Origin of the sequence: Arthrobacter sp. M2012083 (assembly GCF_000281065.1) — a bacterium.
Classification (GTDB): Bacteria; Actinomycetota; Actinomycetes; order Actinomycetales; family Micrococcaceae; genus Arthrobacter.
Genome location: NZ_AKKK01000003.1, coordinates 68,013 through 91,996, shown reverse-complemented (window position 1 = coordinate 91,996; position 23,984 = coordinate 68,013). Strand labels below are relative to the sequence as shown.

General features: G+C 61.6%; 23 protein-coding genes. 12 read left to right on the top strand and 11 right to left on the bottom strand.

Annotated features, from left to right (window positions below):
- Positions 1 to 165: 165 nt before the first annotated feature.
- A complete protein-coding gene (gene treS, locus A477_RS0101730; protein WP_017197324.1) occupies positions 166 to 2,457 on the top strand; it encodes a maltose alpha-D-glucosyltransferase in 2,292 nt (763 codons plus the stop codon).
- Between the two features lie 43 nt (positions 2,458 to 2,500).
- Here treS and A477_RS0101725 read toward each other — a convergent pair whose 3' ends face one another.
- A complete protein-coding gene (locus A477_RS0101725) occupies positions 2,501 to 3,064 on the bottom strand; it encodes a GNAT family N-acetyltransferase (protein ID WP_017197323.1) in 564 nt (187 codons plus the stop codon).
- A 266-nt stretch (positions 3,065 to 3,330) separates the two neighbouring features.
- Between A477_RS0101725 and A477_RS0101720 the strand changes: the two genes are divergently transcribed.
- The 4 genes from A477_RS0101720 to A477_RS0101705 all read left to right on the top strand — a co-directional run bounded on the left by A477_RS0101720 (position 3,331) and on the right by A477_RS0101705 (position 6,867).
- The gene (locus tag A477_RS0101720) at positions 3,331 to 4,368 is read left to right on the top strand and encodes a TOMM precursor leader peptide-binding protein (protein WP_017197322.1); all 1,038 of its coding nucleotides are present in this window, start codon (positions 3,331 to 3,333) and stop codon (positions 4,366 to 4,368) included.
- A gap of 160 nt (positions 4,369 to 4,528) precedes the next feature.
- On the top strand, positions 4,529 to 4,831 hold the full coding sequence (locus A477_RS23215; protein WP_157367017.1) for a hypothetical protein: 303 nt from the start codon (positions 4,529 to 4,531) through the stop codon (positions 4,829 to 4,831).
- 127 nt (positions 4,832 to 4,958) lie between these two features.
- Positions 4,959 to 5,642, top strand: coding sequence for a hypothetical protein (locus A477_RS0101710; protein WP_237715695.1), 684 nt, complete (start codon positions 4,959 to 4,961; stop codon positions 5,640 to 5,642).
- Position 5,643: 1 nt separating this feature from the next.
- A complete protein-coding gene (locus A477_RS0101705; RefSeq protein WP_157367016.1) occupies positions 5,644 to 6,867 on the top strand; it encodes an MFS transporter in 1,224 nt (407 codons plus the stop codon).
- Between the two features lie 32 nt (positions 6,868 to 6,899).
- On the opposite strand, the gene A477_RS0101700 is transcribed toward A477_RS0101705, so the two are convergent.
- A complete protein-coding gene (locus tag A477_RS0101700; RefSeq protein ID WP_017197318.1) occupies positions 6,900 to 7,802 on the bottom strand; it encodes a MurR/RpiR family transcriptional regulator in 903 nt (300 codons plus the stop codon).
- A 192-nt stretch (positions 7,803 to 7,994) separates the two neighbouring features.
- Between A477_RS0101700 and A477_RS0101695 the strand changes: the two genes are divergently transcribed.
- On the top strand, positions 7,995 to 9,287 hold the full coding sequence (locus A477_RS0101695; protein WP_017197317.1) for an exo-beta-N-acetylmuramidase NamZ family protein: 1,293 nt from the start codon (positions 7,995 to 7,997) through the stop codon (positions 9,285 to 9,287).
- An 80-nt stretch (positions 9,288 to 9,367) separates the two neighbouring features.
- The gene (locus tag A477_RS0101690) at positions 9,368 to 11,425 is read left to right on the top strand and encodes a glycoside hydrolase family 3 protein (RefSeq protein WP_017197316.1); all 2,058 of its coding nucleotides are present in this window, start codon (positions 9,368 to 9,370) and stop codon (positions 11,423 to 11,425) included.
- Here the strand turns inward: A477_RS0101690 and A477_RS0101685 are convergent.
- The gene (locus A477_RS0101685; protein WP_017197315.1) at positions 11,391 to 12,401 is read right to left on the bottom strand and encodes a YdcF family protein; all 1,011 of its coding nucleotides are present in this window, start codon (positions 12,399 to 12,401) and stop codon (positions 11,391 to 11,393) included. The genes A477_RS0101690 and A477_RS0101685 overlap by 35 nt on opposite strands.
- A 97-nt stretch (positions 12,402 to 12,498) precedes the next feature.
- Here A477_RS0101685 and A477_RS0101680 point away from each other — a divergent pair, with 97 nt between their 5' ends.
- Positions 12,499 to 13,161 (top strand): hypothetical protein, encoded by a 663-nt coding sequence (locus A477_RS0101680; protein WP_017197314.1) that lies wholly within the window; start codon positions 12,499 to 12,501, stop codon positions 13,159 to 13,161.
- Between the two features lie 8 nt (positions 13,162 to 13,169).
- On the opposite strand, the gene A477_RS0101675 is transcribed toward A477_RS0101680, so the two are convergent.
- The 7 genes from A477_RS0101675 to A477_RS0101645 are packed head-to-tail and all read right to left on the bottom strand — an operon-like array spanning position 13,170 to position 19,910.
- Entirely contained in the window at positions 13,170 to 13,820 is a 651-nt protein-coding gene (locus A477_RS0101675) for an alpha/beta fold hydrolase (RefSeq protein WP_017197313.1), read from the bottom strand.
- A gap of 17 nt (positions 13,821 to 13,837) precedes the next feature.
- Positions 13,838 to 14,242: a rhodanese-like domain-containing protein gene (locus A477_RS0101670; RefSeq protein ID WP_017197312.1), complete on the bottom strand. Its 405-nt coding sequence runs from the start codon at positions 14,240 to 14,242 to the stop codon at positions 13,838 to 13,840.
- Positions 14,239 to 15,054: an IclR family transcriptional regulator gene (locus A477_RS0101665; protein ID WP_017197311.1), complete on the bottom strand. Its 816-nt coding sequence runs from the start codon at positions 15,052 to 15,054 to the stop codon at positions 14,239 to 14,241. The genes A477_RS0101670 and A477_RS0101665 overlap by 4 nt, the downstream gene beginning before the upstream one ends.
- Positions 15,055 to 16,677, bottom strand: coding sequence for a beta-N-acetylhexosaminidase (locus A477_RS0101660; protein WP_017197310.1), 1,623 nt, complete (start codon positions 16,675 to 16,677; stop codon positions 15,055 to 15,057).
- Entirely contained in the window at positions 16,674 to 17,585 is a 912-nt protein-coding gene (locus A477_RS0101655) for a carbohydrate ABC transporter permease (protein WP_017197309.1), read from the bottom strand. The genes A477_RS0101660 and A477_RS0101655 overlap by 4 nt, the downstream gene beginning before the upstream one ends.
- Entirely contained in the window at positions 17,582 to 18,574 is a 993-nt protein-coding gene (locus tag A477_RS0101650; protein ID WP_017197308.1) for a carbohydrate ABC transporter permease, read from the bottom strand. Before A477_RS0101650 ends, A477_RS0101655 begins: the two co-directional genes overlap by 4 nt.
- 43 nt (positions 18,575 to 18,617) lie before the next feature.
- Positions 18,618 to 19,910 carry an extracellular solute-binding protein gene (locus A477_RS0101645; RefSeq protein ID WP_017197307.1) on the bottom strand — a complete coding sequence of 431 codons (1,293 nt, stop codon included), beginning with the start codon at positions 19,908 to 19,910 and terminating at the stop codon, positions 18,618 to 18,620.
- A gap of 279 nt (positions 19,911 to 20,189) precedes the next feature.
- Here A477_RS0101645 and A477_RS0101640 point away from each other — a divergent pair, with 279 nt between their 5' ends.
- The 3 genes from A477_RS0101640 to A477_RS0101630 are packed head-to-tail and all read left to right on the top strand — an operon-like array spanning position 20,190 to position 23,258.
- On the top strand, positions 20,190 to 20,555 hold the full coding sequence (locus tag A477_RS0101640) for a metal-sensitive transcriptional regulator (RefSeq protein WP_017197306.1): 366 nt from the start codon (positions 20,190 to 20,192) through the stop codon (positions 20,553 to 20,555).
- Between the two features lie 49 nt (positions 20,556 to 20,604).
- A complete protein-coding gene (locus tag A477_RS0101635; RefSeq protein WP_026005284.1) occupies positions 20,605 to 20,838 on the top strand; it encodes a heavy-metal-associated domain-containing protein in 234 nt (77 codons plus the stop codon).
- A gap of 8 nt (positions 20,839 to 20,846) precedes the next feature.
- The gene (locus A477_RS0101630; RefSeq protein ID WP_017197304.1) at positions 20,847 to 23,258 is read left to right on the top strand and encodes a heavy metal translocating P-type ATPase; all 2,412 of its coding nucleotides are present in this window, start codon (positions 20,847 to 20,849) and stop codon (positions 23,256 to 23,258) included.
- 29 nt (positions 23,259 to 23,287) lie between these two features.
- Here A477_RS0101630 and A477_RS0101625 read toward each other — a convergent pair whose 3' ends face one another.
- Complete coding sequence (locus A477_RS0101625) at positions 23,288 to 23,560, bottom strand: DUF2277 domain-containing protein (RefSeq protein ID WP_017197303.1); 273 nt, start codon at positions 23,558 to 23,560, stop codon at positions 23,288 to 23,290.
- 158 nt (positions 23,561 to 23,718) lie between these two features.
- On the opposite strand from A477_RS0101625, the gene A477_RS0101620 reads away from it, so the two are divergent.
- Positions 23,719 to 23,982: a WXG100 family type VII secretion target gene (locus A477_RS0101620; protein WP_011776688.1), complete on the top strand. Its 264-nt coding sequence runs from the start codon at positions 23,719 to 23,721 to the stop codon at positions 23,980 to 23,982.
- Positions 23,983 to 23,984 lie beyond the last annotated feature (2 nt).

The following is a 23,984-nucleotide window of genomic DNA, read 5'->3' as shown; positions in this document are numbered from 1 at the left end:
CGTCAACCCAGCAGATAATAACGAGACTTACTTGTTCCCGGGTTAGACAAACGGCAGGCTCCCCCGACTAGCATGAATAGTCCGGGCAAGCCCGGGTACGTGACCTCTTGAACGACCCCCTCGGACGGTCGGCGTTGACGCGGCGACCACGTAAAGGAGAAAACTGTGCGGGAGCCTGCAGTCAACGAGAGCGTGTCAGAAAACAGCGAAACTTCGGAAGAAAATCCGGAGGAGACGCCACAGGAAACGCCCGATGAAACCGCAAGCGAACCAGCGGAAATCACGTTTGACGAACAGTTCTATCCAGCTCGCCCCAAGGCACTGCGGCCGATCGCCCGGAGGCGGCAATTCTTCGCAGCCCGGCCCTCCTTGGAATTCGACGGCCTGAACTCCACTTACGTGGACTGGCTCAGGAACCAATCCATGTTGGGCGACGCCAACACCATGGCCCGGCAGTTGTCCGGGCAGGCCAGCATGTGGCAGAACTCCTATGCCAGGCCGAATCCGCGCGCAGCCGTGGAACGTGCACCCGTCTGGTTCACGGCCTACCCCTTGTCCTTCATCACCAAGGACGGACAGTCCTTCCTTTCGGCGTTGGGCGATCCCGCACTCTGGGACGCGTTCAGCGAGATCGGCATCCGGGGCCTGCACACCGGACCGGTCAAGCTGGCCGGTGGCATCCGCGGCTGGTCCCAGACCCCCAGCGTGGACGGCCACTTTGACCGGATCAGCATGGCGATCGACCCCGCCTTCGGCACCGAGGAAGAGTTCCGCCAGATGTGCGAGGTGGCCAATGACCACGGCGGCACCGTCATTGACGACATCGTTCCCGGGCACACCGGCAAGGGCGCGGACTTCCGGCTCGCCGAAATGAACTTCCGGGACTACCCCGGCATTTATCACATGGTGGACATTCCCGAAGAGGACTGGCACCTGCTGCCCGAGGTCCCCGAGGGTGAGGATTCGGTGAACATCAGCCCGGCAGCTGAGGAGGCCCTGCAAAAGGCCGGCTACATCATCGGCCGGCTGCAGCGCGTCATCTTCTACGAACCCGGCGTCAAGGAAACCAACTGGAGCGCCACCAAGCCCATCATCGACACCACGGGCAAGACCCGCCGGTGGGTCTATCTGCACTATTTCAAGGCCGGCCAGCCTTCCATCAACTGGCTGGACCCAACGTTCGCCGGCATGCGCCTTGTGGTTGGCGATGCCCTGCACTCTTTGCTGGACCTGGGAACGGGCGCCCTCCGGCTTGATGCCAACGGGTTCCTGGGCGTGGAGAAGAGCGCCGAGGAAGAACCGGGCTGGTCGGAGGGCCACCCCTTGTCCGAGGCGGCCAACCAGCTGATTGGTTCCATGATCCGCAAGGTGGGCGGATTCTCCTTCCAGGAACTCAACCTCACCATCGATGACATCAAAACCCAGTCCGAGTCCGGGCCGGACCTCTCCTACGACTTCATCACCAGGCCCGCCTATCACTACGCCCTGGTCATCGGAGATACAGAGTTCCTGCGCTTGACACTACGGCTTTCCATGGAGATCGGCGTGGACCAGGCATCGTTGGTCCATGCCCTCCAAAACCACGACGAACTGACCTACGAGCTGCTCCACTTCGCCGCGGGACACAGGGACGACGTCTTCGAACTTGCCGGTGAGGAGCTCACCGGCGCCGAGGTGGCGGAAAAGGTCCAGAACACCATGCGGGAACGGCTCACGGGGGAGAACGGACCGTACAACGCGGTGTTCACCACCAACGGCATTGCCTGCACCACGGTCAGCTTCATCATGGCGGCCCTTGGCATCAAGGATCAGGATGCCATCAGCGAGGAGCAGGAAGCACAGGTCCGGGACGCCCACGTGCTCCTGTCCATGTACAACGCGCTGCAGCCTGGGGTCTTCGCACTTTCCGGTTGGGACCTCACGGGCATCACAGCGCTTGACCGCGAGACGGTCCGCGAGCTCACGTCGCAGGGCGATACCCGCTGGATCAACCGTGGCGCACACGATCTCATGGGCACCAGCCCGGACGCGAAAACCTCCCTGGCCGGCATGCCCCGCGCCCGGAGCCTCTACGGTCCGCTGCCCGAGCAGCTGAAGGACCCCAACTCCTACGCCCGACGACTCCAGCAGATCCTGACCGTGCGGGAAGAGTCGGGAATCGCCACCAGCACGCTCCTGGACGTGCCCGACGTTTCCCACCGAGGGCTACTGGTTCTGGTCAACCAGCTCGCCGACGGAGCACTACAGGTCACGGTCCTGAACTTCTCGGACCAGGACATTGCGGGCAGCATCCAGTCGTCGCACCTTGTGCCGGGCTCCACCGTCCACGATCTGTTCAGCGGCGAAGACGTCAGCCAAGTGGATGACCTCCACAGCTTCTTCCTGGAACTGCCAGCCTTCCAAGGCACGGCACTTCTCTTGAAGGACCCGGTAGTGGAGGACCAGGTCACCGAATAGAAAGCACGACGTCGGCACGTACGGTGAGTGCCGACGTCGAGGCTTACTGGATGGAATGTTCTGCAGGTGTTCCCAGGTCAATCCAGTACCGGCGGAAAAGCCGCCCATCTTCACCCGTCCGCTTGTCTTCGAGCCGCCCCTCGCAACCCTCGATAGTTCTAATCGACGCCGAATTCTCGTCATCACAGGTCAGCAGAACACGATCCGGCAGAGCCCCACCCAGCTCGCCCTGCGCAGCCAAACGGGACAGGAGTTCCCGCAGGGCCCAGGTCGCCGCCCCCCTCCTGCGGTCCGAAGGGCGAATCCCATAGCCGATGTGCCCGCCCGAGTTCAGGAGAGCCGACGTCAGATGGTGCCGGAACGCAATCGCCCCTACGTAGCGTGGGCCCTCCGTGATCCAGAGGTACGTGCACGGCACAATTCCGTCCTTCTCAGGCGCGCTTTCAGCGTCCAATAACATGCCCACCCAAGCCGCGAAGCCCTCGGGACTGGTGACGTCGTCCGCCATGAAGACGGCGGCACCGTCCTGATGGACGCCAGCCCACTCACGGTGCGACTCAAGGAACGACTGATGGAAGGCAACATTCGGCGGGACGAGTTCAAACATGCCCTCGACTCTATACCGCACACCCCTTAGCGGGGACACCCGAAGCGACACGCAGAAAAATAATCGACAAACTTGTCATATCGATGACAAGTGTCGTAGATTCATTCCGTCCAACAAGTTTATAAACACAAAGGAGTGATTCAAGTGCTTAAGCTCAAGCGACTGGCCAAGCGCCGTTCCAAGCTGAACTTCGTGTTCAACTAAACCAAGAATAAATAGTGGGGGCCACGCACCGCGTGGTCCCCACTCATCATTGGAGGCAAGAATTGGCAGCCGTAACCTACTCGCTCAAGCAGTCGCTACCGGTCATCACCACGGAAACGGCCGTGCAGATCGGATTGGCACCGCCCAACGCGATCGAAATCGAGGACGCTCCAGACGGGCTGGCTGAACTACTCAGCTTCGCTTCACAGCCACGGACACTCGACGACTTGGGAGGCAAGGCCCAACTCCTGCTGGGCGAAGGCTCCGGAGCGATCGTCGATGAACTTATCGAGGCCGAGATTCTGGTGCCGTACAGGTTCGACCTCTCCGGCCGGTACAGCCGCCATGACCTGTACTTTGAACTCGCACACAGCACCGGCCCCGGGGCCAGCGATCTGCTGCGCAACCGAAAGGTCACGCTGATCGGCGTGGGTGGAATCGGAACAAACGTGGCCATGCAACTTGCAACAGCAGGCGTAGGTTCCATTGTCCTGGTCGACGGAGACACTGTAGAAGAAAGCAACCTGACCCGGCAGTACCTCTTCACGGCCCAAGATATCGGTTCCCCCAAAATCCAGGCCGCTGCAAGAAACCTTCACCTCAGGGCCCCCGACGTCAACACGGTGGAAGTCGCCTCCATGATCTCCGGAGTGGAAGATCTCTTACCTGTTTTTCGGGACTCAGACTTCGTTGTGGTTTCCGCCGACACGCCCCAGGAAGTGCTCGAGTGGTCCAACCAGGCGTCCATCGCTACCGGCACACCTTTCACCTGCGCCGGATATCAAGATACGCGTGGAGTGGTAGGCCCGGTAGTACGGCCAGGCATCACACCCTGCCTGCAATGCGCAGCGACAGATAACGACGGCAGGACCAAATCAAAGGCATCGTTCTCCACCACAAATCTCAATAGCTCATACCAGGCTCCAAGCTTTGGGCCACTGAACTCCATCGTGGCGTCCATTGCTGCCATGGAAGTGTTCCGCTACCTGCTTACCGGATCCACCAATCTTGACGGCAGGAGGCTGGTGTTTGACTCCCTGGAGTTGGCATCGGAGTTCGAGGATTTTGCCAGGAATGGCCGCTGTGCTGCGTGCGCCTGACTGCCACAAGGGCACGACGCTCGTTGCTGTGGCGGGGGCCTATGTAGTCGCCTCGGTCGCCGCAACGGTGGCCAACAGAAACTTCTGGCCAATCGCGTCAAACAATATGTTCAATGCGAAGTTCCGGGACCGCGTCTCAAGATTCGCAGTTGAATTTCACATGCCTGATGGAACAGCCGTTGCCTGCAGCCCGGCAAACTGCCTTCCAACCCAGTTCTTCCGGGCCGGGGCAGTGTTCGCCAGCATCTTCATGGGTGAGGATGACCAACCAAAGAACGTCCTCTGCCAGAGAATCATCCAGAGGCTACGAAACAACGCGTGGAGACCGTTTGACGAGGTTCGAGCCCCCGCTCACCTGCCCGACCTTCCCTTGAGGATGGACATCCTGGTGGCAACTACTGTTCGGGGAATGCCTGAGGAAAAGGAAATTGTGTACAGCTATGTTCCGCCAACTTCGCAGTAGACCAGTCCAACTTCAGCATGTACGCAATGCGGCGGTGTGGGTCGTTGCCGCTTTGGCGCTGACGCTCCGCCCCGGCCCGGCTGCTTCCCGTGACTATCGAGCCGCAGTTGCTTCACAGGAATCAGCGGTGGACAGCACGCCTGATGACAGGACCGCCTGGAAGAGCCGACGTGCGGCAGCCGGACTACTGATGGCCGCCGCGGCGGCCTGCGAGGTTTGTGGAAACCCCGGCGCGAAGCCCTCTTCCTGGATTCGGCGGGCAGCGTTGGGAACCTTCTTGGGAACACGAGCTTTGGATGCCCGTTCCCTACCGGGCCGTTGGCCGTATGACACGTTCATTGAAGCGGTACTAGTCATCAGTCAGGTGTCCAAGCCAGGCAGTTCCCAGTCCCCGAGCCTGCCGCTATCGGTCTCACGGGTTGCGCTGTACCTGCCCTACACGCAGGCCGGCTTGTCCAAACTCCTCCACGGTTATGACGCTTGGGTCAGGCGCGGCGATGCCAACCATATCTATCACTCGCACCTGTCGGCCTCGGATACCCACCCGTTTGCCCAAGAGCGATACAGGCTGCCGGTTCGTGTGCTGACCCGCGCAATTCCCTTTCTTGAATTAGTCGCGCTCCCCCTTGCGCTCATTCTTCCCGGCAAGTGGCGGATTGTAGTTCCCTGCTGCACCACCATCTTTCACATAGTCATTGCCCGCACGTGGAATATCAGTTTTTGGCAGGCTCCCGCAATGCAATGGCTTCTCACCTCAGTGGAAAAGCAGCCGGATCTTGTCACCATTCTCCATTCATCCCGAGGTATCTGAAGTGTCATTAGCAAAGCCATGGCAGAGGCGCCTGCACCTCACGGGAATGTGGGTGAATTCGTTGGGTGGCGGTGCGTACAACATCGCACTGCCGCTCATAGTCCTGCAGACAAGCGGCAGCCTTGCCCAGATGTCCATCGTTGCCGTGGCATCACAACTTCCGAAGGCTTTTCCCGGAGTGCTCATCGGCGGACTCGCAGATCGTATGTCCCCCCGTGCCATGACCCACATTGGCTATTGGGGTCAAGCACTGGTTGTTGCTGCCATGGCGTTGCTGATAGGCCCTTGGCACACACCCTTTTGGGTCCTCGTTCTAGGCGCATTCCTACGCGGCAGCCTCGATATGTTCGCCCGGACAGCCACCTTCGTGGCCATCCCGACGATGTACGGTGACGGCACGGCGAAGTTCAACGCCGCAGTATCCACCGCGTGGACCTCAGCTTCCATCGTGGGTCCGGCCATTGGTGGAGCTTTGAGCGCCGTCTGGGGTCCGTGGTGGTTGCTGGCTGTTGACGCTGCGTCGTTTACGGTTATTGCCCTGATCATGAATTTCCTGCCATGGCCGGAGCGCCCGAGCAGCCTGCCGGACCGGCCGGGTTTCTTCAAGGAACTTTCTGCCGGATACCGGAGACTGACCCAAATCCATGGCTGGTGGCGCTTTGCCGGGACAGTTGTCCTCGTCGGCTTCCTGTCGGCTCCATTGTCCACATTGGCGATCTTCCAGACCTCCGTTGGCCTCAAGGGTTCCACCACGGAAGTAGGAATTGTCGGCGCAGCAGCAGCTGCGGGCCTCTTCTGCGGTTCGATTCTGTCAGGTTTGTTGTCCGACTGGCGCCCAAACATTATGATGCAACGGTCCTCCTGGCTGATGGCAGCAGGGGCTTTGCTCTTCTTTATCCCGTCGTGGATTGCCGTGGCAAGCGCCCTTTTCGTCGTCTGTACTGGCGGCATCGCATGGACGGTGGGACGCACATCCCTCATCCATCAGCAGATTCCCTCGTCTGACCTGGGCAAGACCATGACGGCAGTCCAGTTTCTTGAAACTGTATCCAGTCCCCTCAGCCTTGCAGTTGCCACGTTCCTTATGGGCGTCTCGTCATTCATGGCCTTTGGCTCCATCCTTCTGGCAGCCCTGCTGTCGGGGATTCTTGCGATCAATTCAGACTCCATGCTGAGGCCCAGTGACGTGAGAGGCGAGGCCAAACAGGCGGAACCTGTCCAGTAGCTGCAGGCTGTCCCGGACGGGCAGTGCGCTTGTCAGTTGCCCCGGCGCAACTTCCGGCTTTGGACAGCTGCGTGTGTTTTGCGCAGCGCGTCAATGGAAACCTCATTTGACTTCTGGGCGACGCCCACGAACAGGCAGTCAACAAGCATCATCTGCGCTATCCGGCTACCCATGGCCCCCGGGCGGAAAGGGGTCTCGCGGGCTGCCGTAGTCAACACAATGTCAGCCACTCCGCCTAGTGGTGAGTCGGCATGGTTGGTGATCGCGATGGTGGCGGCTCCGGCCGCTTTGCCCGCCTTCAGGAAATCGATGGTGTCCGAGGTGGCGCCTGAGTGCGAGATGGCGACAGCAACGCCGTCGGAATCCAGCAGTGCCGCTGAGGCGAGAGCGGCATGCACTTCGGGCCATACGAAGGAGACCTTGCCAATCCTGTGCAGCTTTTGCTGCAGATCCTGGCCCACCAAACCTCCCGCTCCCACGCCGAAGATGTCGATCTTGCGTGAGCCGGACACCACGTCAATGGCCCGAGCCAGTTGTTCGACATCCAGCACCTGGGCAGTATCGGCGATGGACATGGTTTCGTTGAAGGCGATTTTGGAGACAATGTCTTGAAGTGAGTCTGCGGTGTTGATGTCTTCATATACCTCGGCCGGAACGCTGTGTGCCACACTCTCACGGGCAGTTTCACGCGCAAGATCCAGGCGAAGATCCGGGTAGCCGCCGTAGCCCACCTTCTTGTAGAACCGGACCACCGAGGTAGTGGAGGTTCCGCACTCCTCAGCCAAATCGCCGATGGACATGGTGGCAACCCGGGATGGATCCGACAAGACCAACTCGGCCACGGCGCGCTCCGAGGGGCGCAACGCCGGCAGGACAGAGCGAATCCGCACCAAAACAGTGCGGGACAACTTTGCGTTTCCCGGCGCTTCCAGCATGGTTTCCTTCCGACGGGTCGAACCCGACCCAAGGTACCGGCCCCGGGCCATGGTCCAAGGCCTTGTCATTAAGTTACACAGGCATCCACCCAAAGGTAAGTCATTGACGCATTACCGGGCGGCGAATACGGTCGATGTAAGGAAAGTCACAAAACTTGTCATGCTCCTCGCTCCCTTTCGAAAGGCTTCTTGATGGCACTCGACCGTAGAAAGCTGCTCCACGCATCGGGGCTGGCGGCCGCTGCCGCCGTCGTGGCGCCCTTCACCCCCAGCGCAACTGCCAGTCCCAAGCAAGTCCGGCCGGGGAGGCCGGGACCTCCAACCAGCGGCGCCGATGTGGCCGCCAGCAATGACTGGAGCATTTTCACCGGCCGCAAGGTGGGAGTCATCACCAACCCCACCGGCGTCCTCGCCAACTTCCGCTCAATCGTGGATGACATGGCGGCCAAAGGTGTGGAGGTCGGAGCGGTCTTCGGACCCGAGCACGGCTTCAGGGGGACCGCGCAGGACGGCGCCAGCGAAGGAACATCCGTGGACCCTCGGACCGGCATCACGGTCTACGACTCCTACGGCGCCACTGTTGCCGATTACGTCCGCTTCTTCGAAGCCTCCGGTGTGGACACCATCTGCTTCGACATCCAGGACGTCGGCGCACGCTTCTACACCTACATCTGGACCATGTGGGGCGCCATGCAGGCGGCGTCGAAGACCGGAGCCACGTTTGTTGTCCTTGACCTCCCGAACCCCATCGGGGGTCAAGCCCGCGGACCGGTCCTGCAAAAGGGGTTCGAATCCGGCGTCGGCCAACTGGGCATCGCGCTCCAACACGGGATGACGGTGGGCGAGCTCGCCAAATACTTCAACACCGTTCACCTTCCGGCCGCCGGCCTCACACCCATCCAAGACCTTCAGGTGGTGGAGGCCCAGGGATGGCACCGCGAGATGACGGGACCGGACAACCGGGCCGCGTGGATCCTGCCCAGCCCCAACATGCCAACACCCGAAACCGCCACCGTGTACCCCGGCACAGCCCTCTTCGAAGCCACCAACATGTCGGAAGGGCGCGGAACCACCCGGCCGTTTGAACTCATCGGCGCACCCTACGTGGACTACCGCTGGGCGGAGGCCTTGAACAGCAAGGGCCTTGCAGGCGTCACCTTCCGCGAAGCGTACTTCCAGCCGACCCTCTCCAAGAACCAGGGCCTCATCTGTGGTGGGGTCCAAATCCACATCACCGACGCCACCCGTGTCGAAGCACTTGAAGTGGGAACCCACATGCTGGTGGAAGCCAAGCGCCTGTACCCCGGTTTCGGCTGGCGTGGCGACGGCGGACGGTGGATGGGCCTGCTGAGCGGCTCGGCCCGCTTTGCTGAACAGCTCGACGCCGGTGCTGACGCCAAGACGATCGTGGACAGCTGGCGGTCCGAACTGAACCAATTCGTGCGCGACACCCGCGAGTACCTCCTCTACAACGGCAAGCGCTAGTCCTACAGACACTCGCAAGCCTCAACCGCAACAAGGACGATGGGATTGGGATTCACATGCAAAGACAACAAACTTCACTCATGACGGCGGCCGCCACTGCGCTCCTGATGACGGGCGCGGGGGTGTTGGCTGGCGCGGGCACGGCATTTGCGGCCGTACCCGTCACGGGAAGTCCGACGACGGTCGCCGCCTCTCCGGATATCGGGGCGATGATCGCCGGCATGACGCTGGACGAAAAGATCGGCCAGATGACCTGGACGCATGTTTACGGTTCTTCGGCCGACGACACCTCCATGGCAGCAAAGAACCAAGAGCGGTATGGCGTCAATACGCCCGCGGAAGTGGTGGAAAAGTACAACCTCGGCGGTGTCCTCTACTTCGCTTGGTCCGGAAACACCGCCAACCCCCAGCAGGTCGCGGGCCTCTCCAACGGTCTGCAGCAAACGGCAATGCGGGAGGACGGAAACGGCATCCCGCTGGCGGTCACCATTGACCAGGAGGGCGGTTTGGTTGCCCGCATCGGGCCTCCGGCCACAGTGCTCCCCGGGAACATGGCCCTCGGCGCCACAGCAGACGCAAATCTCGCCAAGGCGCAAGGTGAAATCCTGGGCTCCGAAATGCGTGCCATGGGTATCAACGTTGACTTCGCACCGGTCCTGGATCTCAACTCCAATCCTGACAACCCCGTCATTGGAATCCGTTCCATGGGTGAAGACCCTGCGCTAGTCAGTGCACTCGGCGTCGCCCAGATCGAAGGCATTCAAGCACACAACGTGGGTGCAGCCGCAAAGCACTTCCCCGGCCACGGCGACACCTCGGTTGATTCACACTATGGACTGCCCACTGTCACCTACGATCGCGAGACCCTCAACCAGCATCTCAAGCCGTTCAAAGCCGCAATTGATGGCGGCGTGGATATGGTTATGACGGCTCACATCATTGTGGAGGCCATTGACGCGGAGATGCCCGGCACCCTGTCGCACAAGGTACTCACGGGCTTGCTTCGGGATGAGATGGGCTTCAAGGGTTTGGTGACAACGGATGCCCTGGATATGGCGGCAATGGCCGCCGAATGGCCTCAAGAAGAGATCGCAGTAAAGGCGATCCAGGCCGGCTCTGACATCCTCCTCAACTCCCCGGATGTGGGCGCCTCGTTCGCTGGGGTTCGCGCCGCCGTCGAATCCGGCCAGATCACCGAAGCCCGCCTGGACGAGTCAGTCAGAAGAATCCTTGAATGGAAGGTCAAGCGCGGGGTCTTCGAGCAACCCTTGGCCGACCCCGCCGCTGTGGACACCCTCGTGGGCAGCGCAGCGAACCTGGCTACGGCCAAGTTGATCTCCGAGCGTGCTGTCACGCTGCTACGCAACGAAGGCCAGGTTTTGCCGCTCGCTTCGGGCAGCTCAGTCCTCATGGTGGGTGCCGGTTCAGCATGGCCGGAGCTCGTCGGTCCAATGCTTCAGGATCAGGGATTCGCGGTGACGGAAGACTACGAGGATGGGGCCTCGCCGTCCGCGGCCTACCGCGCGCGTGCCGTAGCCGCCGCCGGCCACGCCGACGCCGTCGTCTTCGCTTCGTACAACGCGACCAGCAACGCTGCGCAGCAACAGATGGTTGCGGAACTGGCAGCCACTGGGACGCCGGTCATCGTTGTGGCCACGCGAAATCCCTACGACATCAGTGTGTTCCCAGGTGCCGACGCCGTGCTCAACAGTTATGGGGTCAAGGAGGTTAACTTCCACGGTGCCGTCCGCGCCATTTCGGGCGCGATCAACCCGAGCGGCAAGCTGCCGGTCAACGTTCCTGAAGCCGATGGCGACGGCGTCCTGTTGCCGCTGGGCTTCGGTCTGAGCTACGAAACGGCGACGCCGGCGTCCGTCACCTTTAGTGACCGCCCTGGTCACGGGCAGGATGAATACACCATTCCCTTCGTCGCGGGTGTGTCGTACCTGATTGACGGAAAGGAAGTCGCGGCCGGGAGCTACAGGAAGCCTGCCGGCACTGTGACCGTCACAGCGGAACCCCAGCCGGGATACGTCTTCGCCGCTGGCTCCATCACCGGGTGGAGCCACGCCTTCACCACCGGGGTCCCCAAGCCCTGGGAAGCTACACCACCGGAGAGTTCAGCAGCGCGACCGTGATGAGCAGGGCGATCCCGAACATCGGCAGGCAAAGAATAACGTTGGTCAGGCGGTTGTCCCTCATCACGGCCACGAACTCCCGAAGGAAGGCACTGGGCACAAAGTATCTGGCTGTGGGAGCACCCACAACCTCGGCGTTGATCCGTTGCCGACGGGACAATAGTGCTGCGCGCAGTACGTGGTAGTTGTTGGTGCACACAAGCAAGGGCCCCTGAATACCCTTGTCTGCCAGCAGAGCAACGGAATAGGCAAGGTTCTCGCGGGTAGTGGTGGCCTGGTTCTCCTCCAGCACGTCCGTGGCAGCCGCGCCCTTTGCCACCAGGTACTCCTTCATGGCGGTGGACTCCGGCCGCGGCTCGTCCGAACCCTGCCCCCCGGAAGGTACCAGGACCGGCTTGGCAGGAGTACCGCCGTCGTAAATTTCCAACGCCTTGTTCAAGCGCGCGGCGAGCAACGGCGGGACCTTGCCGTTGATCAGGCCGGAGCCGAGGACGATAACGGCCGCCGGGTTCGGGCTGAAACGCATTCGGGAATACACCACCGCGTATCCCAGGAACACCACGAATGCGCAACCGAGGTAGGAGCAGAGGAAGAAGGCCAGAGCAGCAATGCCGGCCAACACCGGCTGCCCGCTCAGCACAAAAAGGAAGGCGACTACCGGGGCGAGGAACACTGCTAGTCCCACCGCGATCGGCAGGAAGCTGGTGATGCCGGGGCCTTCCCTGCGGACCATCGTGATGCCGTTGGCGATCAGGAAACCGGCGAAGACGAAAATGCTCACCACCGGGACTACCAAGACCACCAGGTTCAACCATTCGAACCACGGGTTCAGGTCTATGAGGAACTCCAGAAGGGCCTGCAGGAGGAACCATGCCGCCACCAGCAGGAACACCCCGTTTCGGAGCCGACGCCGGTCGGACTGGAACGAGGCAAGGAAGAGCCCCGCAAAGAGAAGTCCAAGGACCAGGTTCAGCATGATCCAAGCCTATGCGCTGTACCGTGCTGAACCTGGTCCACCGATCCGCCCGTGATAGATTCGACAGGCGAAAAAACGCAAACAAAGGTGGTTGATCATGGGCGATGCAAGGACATCCCGGCCGCGCTATTTCAAGGCGGTTGCTGCATCGCTGTTGCTGGTCACTGTAGCTGGCGGTCTCTCGGCGTGCCGGGAGGAAAAGAAGCCTGCACCCCCTTATCCGGCGGTCGAATGGCAAGGAGCTGCGCCGAGCGAGCCCCTTGAGGCTGACCCGTGGGTCATGGCGGCGCGCAAATCCCTCGAGGCCCAGGCTGTGGCACAGAATATTACGGACTTCACCCTGCCCGAGTTGGTGGAGACCACCGGCTTGGAACTCCGCGTCCGCATTTCCAGGCCTCCGTTGAACGATGTCGCACAGAAACGTCGCCCGGACATCCGGCCGGGGCCTGATCCTTTCCTCCCCATGAAGGTCCAACCGGGCCCGGTTCCCGGCACTGCCGAGGTGCATGGTTGTTTGGTGCGTTGGGCATCAGAAACAGGTGAGGTGCCCGATGAATTGAGTGCCTCGGGCGTGATGTTCCGGATGGAACAACTCGCGGAAGGGCAACAACGGATCAGCAGCGTCGTTACACTTCCGGATCTGGACTGCAGTACCGCCGCACCCCCCATTGCATTGTTCGCCCCCGCTCCCCAGCCGTCGGAGGTCACCGACGCCAAGGATGTTGTCCGGGCAAAGCGAACCGACATCGATCCTGCCTGACTGGTTCCTCAGCGTGCCCTCGCGGTCCTTTCAGCAAAGTCGGTGAGTACCATCGCAACAGCGTCCGGATGGCTGAGGGTAACGTAGTGGCCCCCTGGGATCTCGACCGGTTCAACTCCAAGCCGCTGTTGTACTTGTCGCCGCATGAAGGACGCTGGGAAGAACTGGTCATCCCTGCACAAAATCGCCAAGGTGGGAACGTCCGGATGACGGCCAGGCCACGGTTCTGACATCCAAGCGCCTTGCTGGTCCCGTTCCCTTTCGGTGGCTTCGCGAGCCAACTCATCAGGCACGAGATTGAAGAAAGCGTCATCGGGGATCGTCTCCCGGTCGTGCCCGGTGTTCGTCCACCAGTCACCGAAGGTCTCGCCAGGCATGGGAATCATCGCCGAGAGATACACCAGGCCGTCGGAGTGGAGTTCCTCGCACACCAATGGTGCCGTGAAGCCACCCAGCGAGTGCCCAACCACAATGGTGTGCTCAGCATCGCCAACTGCGTCCGTCACCGCGTGGGTATAGTCCTCGAGTCCGGCGTCGTTGTCTTCGATGGGCAGGTCAACTGCCACGACGCCATGCCCGGATCCCTCGAGCAGCGGGCTGACCAGATGCCAATCCCATGCGGTGGAACCACCACCGTGAATCAGGACGAAAACCGCCATCGTTCCCCCGTTTCACTTCAGGACGTGTGTGCTGTCACCAGTGAATCCGGCCTGCTTTGCACGGTCCCCCCAGCTGTTTCCACCGGGAGCCCGTTCCGGATCCAGTATTCCATTCCACCGATCATCTCCTTCACGGAGTAGCCGAGTCCAGCGAAGGCGAGCGCAGCGAACGTGCTTCCGTTGCACCCGGGCCCCCAGGAATAGACCACTACTTGGGAACCGGCCGGAATGAGTTCCGGGGCAATGGAAGGAATGTTCGCCGTGGGAATATGTACGGCACCGGGAATATGTCCGTGGTCCCATGAGGACTGCCGGCGTGTATCCACCACAATCAATGAGCCGGGTTGGGACTCAGCCACCTCCATGACATCAATCTCGCACTGCAGCTTGGCGCGAAAGTAGTCCGATGCGCTGATACTCACGCGAGCTTCGCCAGTTTCGCGCTTGCCCGCCGCGAGCCCAGCTTGGCGGAGATCCGGAGGCTGGTTTCAGCTGCCATGGGCCCGACCTCCCGGACGCGCTTGGCAGTCATCCGGGAGGACAACGAAGATACGGATAGTGCGGCAACCACGTGATCGTCGTGGCCGAAAATCGGAGCGGCTACGCAGCGTACTTCCGGTTCATTCTCGCGGTCGTCTATGGAATAGCCGCGCCGGCGGATGGTCTCAAAATCAGCGCGAAGCAGGGAAGGGTCCGTGATGGTCTTCTCCGTCAGCGGGTGGAGCTCCGCCGCGAGGATCGGTCCTACGACTTCCTCCGGACTGAACGCCAGCATGGCTTTGCCCACGGCAGTGCAGTACGCCGGCATGGTGGCGCCGACGCGCGAAGCCATCCGCACCGTCGCCTCATCCTCCACCTTGTCCAGGTAGACCACATCGTGCCCGGAAAGCACCACCAAGTGGCAGGTGCTTTCCGTGGCACGCATCAGGCTCCTGAGCTCTCCGTTGGCTACGCTGCGCAGATCCACCCGGTCAAGGTATGACTGGCCAAGCCGCAGACAGCCGTGGCCCAAGCGGAACTTGCCTGTCTCGTGATCACGCTCCAGCAGGTTTTCCTCCAGCAACGGGGCAGCTAAACGCAAGAGCGTGCTTTTGTTCAAACCGGACAGCCGGGTCAGCTCCACGAGCGCCAGCCCATCGCCGTTGCCAGGCTCCTCGGCCACTACAGTCAACAAAGCCAGCGCCTTGCGAAGCGATGCCGAGGAATTACGGGCATCCTTGCCTTCAGTATTCACTCAGTTCCTCACGAGTTGCTCGGCGTCGTAATCTCGTTTCCAACCCTCCACACCCGGCCGCTGCTGCCATGGTGCCGGCCCTGCAAGGGGACGGTACTCCACGCCCATAGCCTCAAGGCGCGCCAGATGCGCACCAGTAAGTCGGGTCAGGAACTCATCGTAGTCCCGGCCCTCCGGCTTGGACCAGAACACTTCGGAGATGGCACTGAGGCGCGGGAACGCTGCGAACTGCACGCGGCGGGGTGAATCCAGATGCTCGCTCCAGATGTTGGCCTGGGCACCCAGGAGACGGCCGGGGAATTCCGTGCCGTTTACTCCTGGCAACGGCTCAAACTCGTAGACAGCCTGCAGCGTTGTCACGAAGCCCACGGGTACAGGCTCGTCGTCGCCATCGGCTTGGCGATGGTCGAGGTACAGCTTGTGCTCGGGGCACATCACAACGTCGTAGCCCTTGCGCAGGGCGTCAATCCCGCCTTCGTACCCGCGCCAGGACGCCACAAGCGCACCGTCCGGAAGGCCGCCGTCGCCGATCTCGTCCCACACGGACGTGGCGCGGCCGTGGTGCTTCAGATGCAACGCCAGCTGCCCGACGAACCAACTGTGCAAGCCGGAAACGTCGTCCAAGCCCAACTCTGCAGCCTTTGCCTGTGCTTGTGCACTCGCCAGCCATTGCGTGAGTGGCACTTCGTCGCCGCCCAGGCTTATCCACGGGGAGGGGAAGATCTCCACCACCTCGTCCAGGACATTCCGGTAGAACTCCAGCGAGGTTTCGGAGACTTCCAAGACGGTCTCATTGATGCCCCACCGCGTCCATACCTCCACAGGAGATGAACCATCAGCCGGGCCCGCACCGAGCTCCGGATACGCCGCGATGGCAGCTTGGCTGTGGCCCGGAACGTCGATCTCCGGGATGACGGTGATGTGCCGGTCAGCGGCGAAGGCCACGATCTCCCGAAGGTCGTCCTGTGTGTAGAAGCCGCCGTGAGGGCGTCCATCGAAGACGCCTGCGCGCCAGGAACCAAGCGATGATTCCCGTCGCCACGCCCCGATCTCCGTCAGCTTGGGATAGCGATTTATGTGGATTCGCCATCCCTGATCATCCGTGAGATGCAGGTGCAGGACGTTGAGTTTGTGCATGGCCATCACCTCGATGAACCGGAGCACGTTGTCCTTGGGCATGAAGTGCCGCGCGACATCCAGCATGGTCCCGCGGTAGCCGAATCGCGGCTTGTCCTCCACAGACACACGGGGAACCGACCATCCCTCAACAGCAACAACAGGAGCCTGCCTCAACGCCGCTGGTCCCAACAACTGCAAGAGCGTCTGCGCACCGTAGAAAGCGCCAGAGGCGCCACCCGCAGAAATCACGACGGCGTCACTCACCTCCAAGCGGTAGGCCTCGGCGTCCAGCGAAGGGTCCAGCAGGAGGCGGATGCCCGCCTCACGAGCAGGCGCGGGAGCCAGGTCCCAACCCGTAGCTCCGCCCAAAGCCCGGGTGAGCCAGCGGCGAGGACCGCGCAGTTCAGGGTCGGCACCCACGGAAGTGCCGGCGTCGAGCTCCAACTCGCCCGAGCCCGCAGAGTAGGACCACGGTGCGGGGATCAACTGGTGAGCCGCGCTCATCCCTTCACCGCCCCGGCCAGTCCGGACACCAGCTTGCGCTGGACCGATACGAAGAAGATCAGCACGGGAATGGTCATGATGACCGAGCCGGCCATGATGGCTCCCCAATCGTTTTGATCGGGCTTGAAGAACGTCAGCAAAGCCATGGGCAGCGTCTGATTCTCCTGGGCGGAAATGATGAAGGTCTTGGCGAACAGGAAGTCGTTCCACGTGGAAATGAAAGAGAAAACTGAACATGCCACCACACCCGGCGCCACCAAAGGGAACAGGATGGAGCGGACAAAGCGGAAGCTGCTGGCGCCGTCCAAACGGGCAGCCTCCTCGACTTCCAGCGGAACAGCGGCCACGAAACCACGCAGCATCCAGATGGCGAACGGAATACTGAAGCCGACATGGACCAACACCAGCGAGCCCAGTTGGTTCAGGCCCACCAACGGGATGGCCTCACCGGCATTGCGCAGCAGGAAAAAGAGCGGAATGGTCAGGGCTTCCACAGGCACCATCTGCGAAACCAGGATGATGATCAGCAGCTTGGTGCGCATCTTGAAGTTGTAGCGGGTCAGGGCCACGGCTGCGAGGAACGCCAGGACGGTGGACAGCACCACAACCACCAGGGCCACGATCACGCTGTTCAGGAAGTATTGGCCGAAGTTGTTCACCCCCAGGACGCGTCCGAACGAGTCCAGCGACGGTTCCAGCGTGTACGGTGCCGCGTCACCGGCGTCGAGCGCGGTTTTGGGTTTCAGCGCGGACAGCACCATCCAAAACAAGGGGAAGGCAACAATCAGGGCGATGATAATCGCCGCGGCGTCCGCGCCGAAGCGGCGCTTGCCTTGTTTGCGCAGCTTCTGCGGAGCGTCCGTTGGGGTCTTTCGGCGGGGGACTGAGGCAACGTCGACGGCGGTCATAGGGCTTCGCCTGTTCTCTTGAGGATCCGGAGGTAGACCAAGGTGATGACCATGAGCAGGGCCGTCATGATCACGCCGAGCGCAGAACCGAGGCCATAGAGGCTGGCGGCGAAGGCCTGCTGGTAGCCATACACGTTGAGCACCAGGTTCTGTCCGGCAATCCCACCACCGTTGGTCATGATGTAGATCTGCGAGAAGATCTTGAAGTTCCAAATGATGGATTGAATGGTCACCACGATCACGATTGGCCTGAGCATCGGGAGCATGATGCTGCGCGCAATCCTGGGCATGGAAGCGCCGTCGATCCTCGCGGCTTCAATGACTTCCGTGGGGATCGCCTGGATCCCGGCGTAGACCGTGACCAGCACGAACGGGAACGAGCACCACACCACTTCGCTGGCGACGAGCCCGAAAGCCGACCATTTGTCGTAGGTCCAGGAGTACCCCTCGAACTGCGTCAACCCGATGGCTACGAGCGTCTTGTTGACCAGGCCCAGGGTGGGCTCGAACAGGAACAACCACACCGCGCTGCCCGTGACGGCCGGGGTAGCCCACGCGCCGAGCGACACCACGAACAGCATCGAGCGGACCCACGGGCGCAGCCTGGTGGCCAGCACCGCCAGCGAACTGCCCACCAGCAAGGTGAAGACCACGCAGGCAGTGGCGAAGACCACCGTGTTGCCAAGAACAGTCCAGAACTGCGGATCGGCGAAGAGCTTCTGGTAGTTCTCCAGACCCACAAAATTCAGGGGTGCCTTGCCGCTGACTTGCGCCTGACGGTAGTCGTAAAGGGAGACGTTGATCAGCTGGAAGATCGGGTAGCCGAGCAGTGCGATCAGGACGATGAAGGCCGGGGCAAGATAGAGCCAGGGCTCCAGACCGCGCTTTCCGTAGGTGAAACGCCTGGACTTGCGGGTCGCCGTCGTTGGGCCTTTGCCTGGCGTACCGCCCTGCGGTGTCTCAGGCAGAACCGGGGTGAGCGCTGTCATGATGCGCCTTTGGTTGTTGGACTTTGTGATGGGCCGCAGCGCATTACTTGGACCCGAATGCCGTGTTCATAGCCGCTGCAGCCTCGGTAGTTGCGGCGTTGACGTCGGCCTTGCCCGTGACCACCTTCTGGTACATGCCGGTGAACACGCCCTGGGCGTCGATGGTTGACCAGCTTTCAGTGACAGGGACGAACTTGGTGCCGGAGCCGAGGGTGTTGATGAACGGTTCCACCTGCTTGTTGTTCTCCGCAACGGTCTTCTGCACGTCGCTGAAGGTGGGGAGGTTGCCCATGGAATCGAACATCTTCTGCTGGTACTTCTTGCTGGCCAGCAACTTCACGAAGTCGGCGGCGAGGGTACGGCGTTCGCTGCTGTTGAAGACACCCAGGTTGTTACCGCCGGCGAAGGCCGGTGCGATGGAGCCGGCAGTCTTACCGGGAACGGGAACCACGGCGAACTTGTCCTTGATGGCGCTGGCCGCGACCGCCTTGTAGTTGAAGTCGCCGCCGATGGTCATGGCCGATTTACCTGCAATGAACTGCTGGACACTGGCATTTCCACCGAACTCCGCGCAGGTTTGGGCCGGGCAGATGTCGTCCTTGAGGAGTCGCGTGTAGGCGGCGACGCCTTCCCGCGACTCAGCGGAGTCCAGTCCGGAAACGAACGTCTCGCCTTCCTTCGTGGCGATCTCACCGCCGTTGGCCCACAGGTAAGGCATGGCCGAGAACTGCGCTGCGCCACCCACGGAGATGCCCAGCAGGTCCGGGTTCGCTGCCCGGACGGCACGGGCAACGGTTTCTACCTCATCCAAGGTCTTGGGAACCTCGAGGCCGAGCTGCTGCAGGAGGTCCGTGCGGTAGTAGAGGGCGCGAACGCCAACGAACCACGGGACACCGTAGTTTTTGCCGTCGATCTCAGTGGTATCCAGGATTTTCCCATCCAGGTCCTTGGCCTCGTCCCAGGTCTTGATGTCCTCGGTGACGTCGGCCAGTCCGCCGGACGCCACGTAGCTCGCAAGGTCGGTGTTACCGAACTCAGCTACGTCCGGCGCGCTGGAAGGATCGTTGAAGGCCGCCTTGAATCGCTCGGCGCGGCTGTCGACGGGAATGTACTGGACATCGATCTTGGCGCCGCTGTGTGCCGCTTCGAATTCAGCAACGGCTTCCTTGACCACCGCAGACTTGGGATCCTGGTTGACCTCGGAAAAGAGCCAGACGCGGACAGTGCCGGTCTGCTCGTCCGAACTGGAGGCTGCGTTGTTTGAGGTGGGCGGAGCGCAAGCGGTCAAGGCGAGCGCTGCGATGGCTATGGCCGCTGCGGAGCGTGCGAGTTTCAAGTGTCCTCCAAGGAGAAAGTCGGGTTCCGCGGGATTTCCCCCTCCGCGGCTATGAGACCAAACACTATGAACGGGCCGGTGTGGGCGGAAGCACATTTGCCAAAAGGTTTGCATTGCAAAACAAGAATCCAATTTTTGAGCAATTTGGTCTATACCTACTACCCAGTTTGGTCTAGTCCTTTGCTTTCCCGGCGACCGCGCGGGGCAAAGGCTTACGTTTCCGCAGATACCCCCAGGGGGTACTTGACTGGATACCCCCTATGGGTATAGCTTCGACTTATGAGCACGCCAGACCTGAGCATGAGCCATCCGGATGCACCCATCATCGACATGGATCCGGAGCACCCCGCACCCCACGGGTACACCAGCAACAAGGACGCGTACCTCAAACGCTTGAAACGGATTGAAGGGCAAGTCCGCGGTATCGCGCGGATGGTGGAGGACGACAAATACTGCATCGACATCCTCACCCAGGTAGCAGCTGCCACCAAGGCCCTGCATGCAGTCAGCCTGGGACTCGTAGAAGAGCACATCGGCCACTGCGTGGTGGGTGCCGCCTCCGAGCCCGACCCCGAAGCCCGCGCCGAACAGATCGACGCCAAAGTAAAGGAGGCCACCGATGCCATCGGGCGCCTGCTGCGGTAATTCCGCCAACAATCACCACACCATTCAACTCATCACCAAGGAGAGCGCCATGAGCCAGACCATCCACACCAACGTCAACGTTTCGGGTATGACCTGCGGCCACTGTGTCTCCAGCGTTAGCGAAGAACTGGAGTCACTCAGCGGCGTCGAAGACGTGGCCGTGAATCTCAATCCCGGTGGCCTGTCCACCGTGACCATCACATCAACCAAGGAGCTCTCGCCGTCTGAAATTGGCGAGGCCGTGGCAGAAGCCGGCTACCTGGTGGTAGCCAACGAAGCTTAGGAGTCCTCTTGAGTAGCCAGGAGACTTTCAACCAACCCGCACACAGGGTCATCGAACTGGACATTGAGGGCATGACCTGCGCCTCGTGCGTCAATCGAGTGGAACGAAAACTGGGCAAGCTCGAAGGCGTGGAGGCCAGCGTCAACCTTCCCCTCGAATCAGCCCACGTCACAGTCCCGGCAACCGTGACAGATCAGCAGATTGTGGACACCGTCAACGCGACGGGCTACAAAGCCACGGTCCGCCAAGCCCCCGCGGCCCACGGACACACCTCCACCAAACAAACCCACGAACGTGGCGCCGCTGTAACGATGCCACGCGGCGAAGCCGGCGGCGTGCAGCAGCATGCGTCTCAGGGAGGCACGACCGAGCATGCAGAGCACGGCGCCGCCCAAGCCGACCACGGCGAGCACGGCGAGCACGAAGACCACATGGCACACGGCCCGGCTGCCTCAACCCTTCGCCCACGCCTGATCGTCGCGGCGCTCCTCACCATTCCGGTGTTCGCGATCTCGATGATCCCCGCCTTGCAGTTCACCAACTGGGGATGGGTTGTGGGTGCGATGGCCCTACCGGTGGTGAGCTGGGCGGCCTGGCCGTTCCACAGGGCAGCCGCTATCAATGCCCGGCACTTCGCCTCCACCATGGACACGCTCGTCTCCATTGGCGTCATCGCTGCCTACCTCTACTCGGCATGGCAACTCTTGGTGGATCCCCGCATGACTGAACACCCTGGCATGGAAAACATGTCCGGCGGCGGCTTGTACTTCGAGGTTGCCGCGGTGGTCACAACGTTCCTGCTTCTGGGCCGCTACCTTGAAGCGAACGCCAAGGCCAAAGCCGGCAACGCGCTCAAGGCGCTGCTGAACCTGGGAGCCAAGGATGCAACGATTCTCGTGGATGGCATGGAACAGAAGATCCCGGCGGATCAGCTCCTCGTAGATGACGTCATCATTGTCCGCCCCGGCGAGAAAATTGCCACCGACGGCGTGGTCACGGACGGTGCATCCGCCGTCGACGCCTCATTGGTTACTGGCGAATCGGTGCCGGTGGAGGTTGGACCGGGCAGCCTGGTGACGGGCGCCACGATCAATACCTCCGGTCGTTTACTGGTCCGGGCCACCCGCGTGGGCTCCGATACCACGCTCGCTCAGATGGGGCGCCTGGTCAGCCAAGCACAGACGGGCAAGGCACCCATTGCGCGGCTCGCGGACAGGATCAGCTCCGTCTTCGTTCCGATCGTGCTGGTCATTGCCCTGCTCACGTTCATCCTTTGGCTGTTCTTCTCGGGCGACCTCAACGCGGCCTTCACGGCAGCTGTTGCCGTCCTGGTGATCGCCTGCCCCTGTGCTTTGGGCCTGGCAACTCCCGTCGGGCTGCTGACGGGGACGGGCCGCGGAGCTCAACTGGGCATCCTCATCAAGGGCCCGCAGGTCCTTGAGGACACCCGCCATGTGGATACCATCCTGCTGGACAAGACGGGCACTGTGACCAGCGGCAAGCTCGCCGTGGACCACACTGTGGGCCTCAATGGCTACGCCCCGGCCACCGTCCTAACACTGGCGGGCGCTGTTGAATCAGCCTCTGAGCATCCGATCGCCCATGCGATTGCCGCTGCGGCAAAGGACGCCATGCCCGACGCCGGCACCCTCCCTCGTGTTGATGGCTTCAGTTCCGCTCCCGGCGGCGGCGTGAGGGGAACCGTTACAGTGGACGGCGCATCAAAGACCGTGGTTGTCGGACGCTCGGGCTGGCTCGAGGACAACGGCATTACGCTCGATTCGAACCAACGGGAAGCCTTGACGGCAGAAGAAAACGGAGGCTCAACAGCCATCTGGGTTGCAGTGGACGGCAAGGCCGCAGGAATCGTTAGCCTGAGCGACACCATCAAGCCCGGCTCCGCAGCAGCGATACAGAAGTTGAAGGACTTGGGTATCCGCCCCATCCTGCTGACCGGCGATAATGCCGCAGTAGCCGCCCAAGTGGCTGCAGCCGTCGGGATTTCACCGGAAGACGTGTTCGCCGGCGTACTGCCGGAGGGCAAAGTTGAGGCGGTCCGGAAGCTCCAGGCGTCCGGCGCCACGGTTGCCATGGCCGGCGATGGTGTCAACGACGCCGCAGCCCTGGCGCAATCGGACCTCGGTATAGCGATGGGTTCTGGAACGGACGTTGCCATCGAAGCTTCGGACCTGACCGTGATGGGTAGTGATCTGGGTCAGCTGGTGCAGGCAATCGAGCTATCCCGCAAGACTCTGTCCACCATCAAGACCAACCTCTTCTGGGCGTTCTTCTACAACGCGATTGGCATCCCGGTGGCAGCGCTTGGATTCCTGAACCCGATGATCGCGGGCGCAGCAATGGCAGCCAGCTCGGTGCTGGTAGTTGCGAACTCGCTGAGACTGCGCTCGTTCGGGAAGTAGACCCCACTGAGGGGCGGTGGTGGCCCGGGCTACGCGGCTCCGAAACGGACCGCGGCCCGGGCCTTCGCCTTGGCGGCTTCCTCGTCACGGTTCTTTGCCGGGCCGTGGCTCACCAAGGAGTCCAGGAGATGCTGCGTAATGTGCGCGATCTCGTGGACAGCCTCCGCGAAGGCTTCCTCGTTGGCTTTGGAGGGCTTGGTGGAACCGCTGATTTTGCGCACGTATTGCAGGGCAGCGGCCTCCACTTCGGCGCTCGTAGCGTGCGGTTCGAAGTTATGCAGGGTCCTGATATTGCGGCACATAACCCCATGCTAACTATGGGCAGTGCTACATGGGGAGGGGTGCCCATCGACGGTTTTTGGATTCCCGGGATAGGTTTTAGCTATTGGATCTTCCGGATGAGCCGGAGGCCGCTGGGGATGCCGAAGAGCTCGGGTCCGAAAAAATGAAGGAGAATCTCATGGCTATTTGGGGTGCAGATGTTGATCAGCTTCGTCAGCTCGGTAACAAGCTGAAGGCCGGTGCCGAGAACATCGAGCAGCAGCGTTCACAGCTCAAGGGTGCACTTGACGGCACCGACTGGAAGGGCCCGGACGCTGACAAGTTCCGCGGCGAATGGGACAGCCAGCACGCTTCCAACCTGAAGAAGGTTGCCGACGCACTTCGCGAAGCCGGCGATCGCGCTCAGAAGAACGCTGAGCAGCAGCAGCAGGCTTCCAACTAAGA

Coding starts and splice junctions, on each gene's coding strand:
- A477_RS0101725 (WP_017197323.1), bottom strand. CDS start 3,064: ATGTTTGAACTCGTCCCGCCGAATGTTGCCTTCCATCAGTCGTTCCTT.
- A477_RS23215 (WP_157367017.1), top strand. CDS start 4,529: ATGCCTGATGGAACAGCCGTTGCCTGCAGCCCGGCAAACTGCCTTCCA.
- A477_RS0101700 (WP_017197318.1), bottom strand. CDS start 7,802: ATGCTGGAAGCGCCGGGAAACGCAAAGTTGTCCCGCACTGTTTTGGTG.
- A477_RS0101695 (WP_017197317.1), top strand. CDS start 7,995: ATGGCACTCGACCGTAGAAAGCTGCTCCACGCATCGGGGCTGGCGGCC.
- A477_RS0101690 (WP_017197316.1), top strand. CDS start 9,368: ATGACGGCGGCCGCCACTGCGCTCCTGATGACGGGCGCGGGGGTGTTG.
- A477_RS0101685 (WP_017197315.1), bottom strand. CDS start 12,401: ATGCTGAACCTGGTCCTTGGACTTCTCTTTGCGGGGCTCTTCCTTGCC.
- A477_RS0101680 (WP_017197314.1), top strand. CDS start 12,499: ATGGGCGATGCAAGGACATCCCGGCCGCGCTATTTCAAGGCGGTTGCT.
- A477_RS0101675 (WP_017197313.1), bottom strand. CDS start 13,820: ATGGCGGTTTTCGTCCTGATTCACGGTGGTGGTTCCACCGCATGGGAT.
- A477_RS0101660 (WP_017197310.1), bottom strand. CDS start 16,677: ATGAGCGCGGCTCACCAGTTGATCCCCGCACCGTGGTCCTACTCTGCG.
- A477_RS0101655 (WP_017197309.1), bottom strand. CDS start 17,585: ATGACCGCCGTCGACGTTGCCTCAGTCCCCCGCCGAAAGACCCCAACG.
- A477_RS0101650 (WP_017197308.1), bottom strand. CDS start 18,574: ATGACAGCGCTCACCCCGGTTCTGCCTGAGACACCGCAGGGCGGTACG.
- A477_RS0101640 (WP_017197306.1), top strand. CDS start 20,190: ATGAGCACGCCAGACCTGAGCATGAGCCATCCGGATGCACCCATCATC.
- A477_RS0101635 (WP_026005284.1), top strand. CDS start 20,605: ATGAGCCAGACCATCCACACCAACGTCAACGTTTCGGGTATGACCTGC.
- A477_RS0101625 (WP_017197303.1), bottom strand. CDS start 23,560: ATGTGCCGCAATATCAGGACCCTGCATAACTTCGAACCGCACGCTACG.
- A477_RS0101620 (WP_011776688.1), top strand. CDS start 23,719: ATGGCTATTTGGGGTGCAGATGTTGATCAGCTTCGTCAGCTCGGTAAC.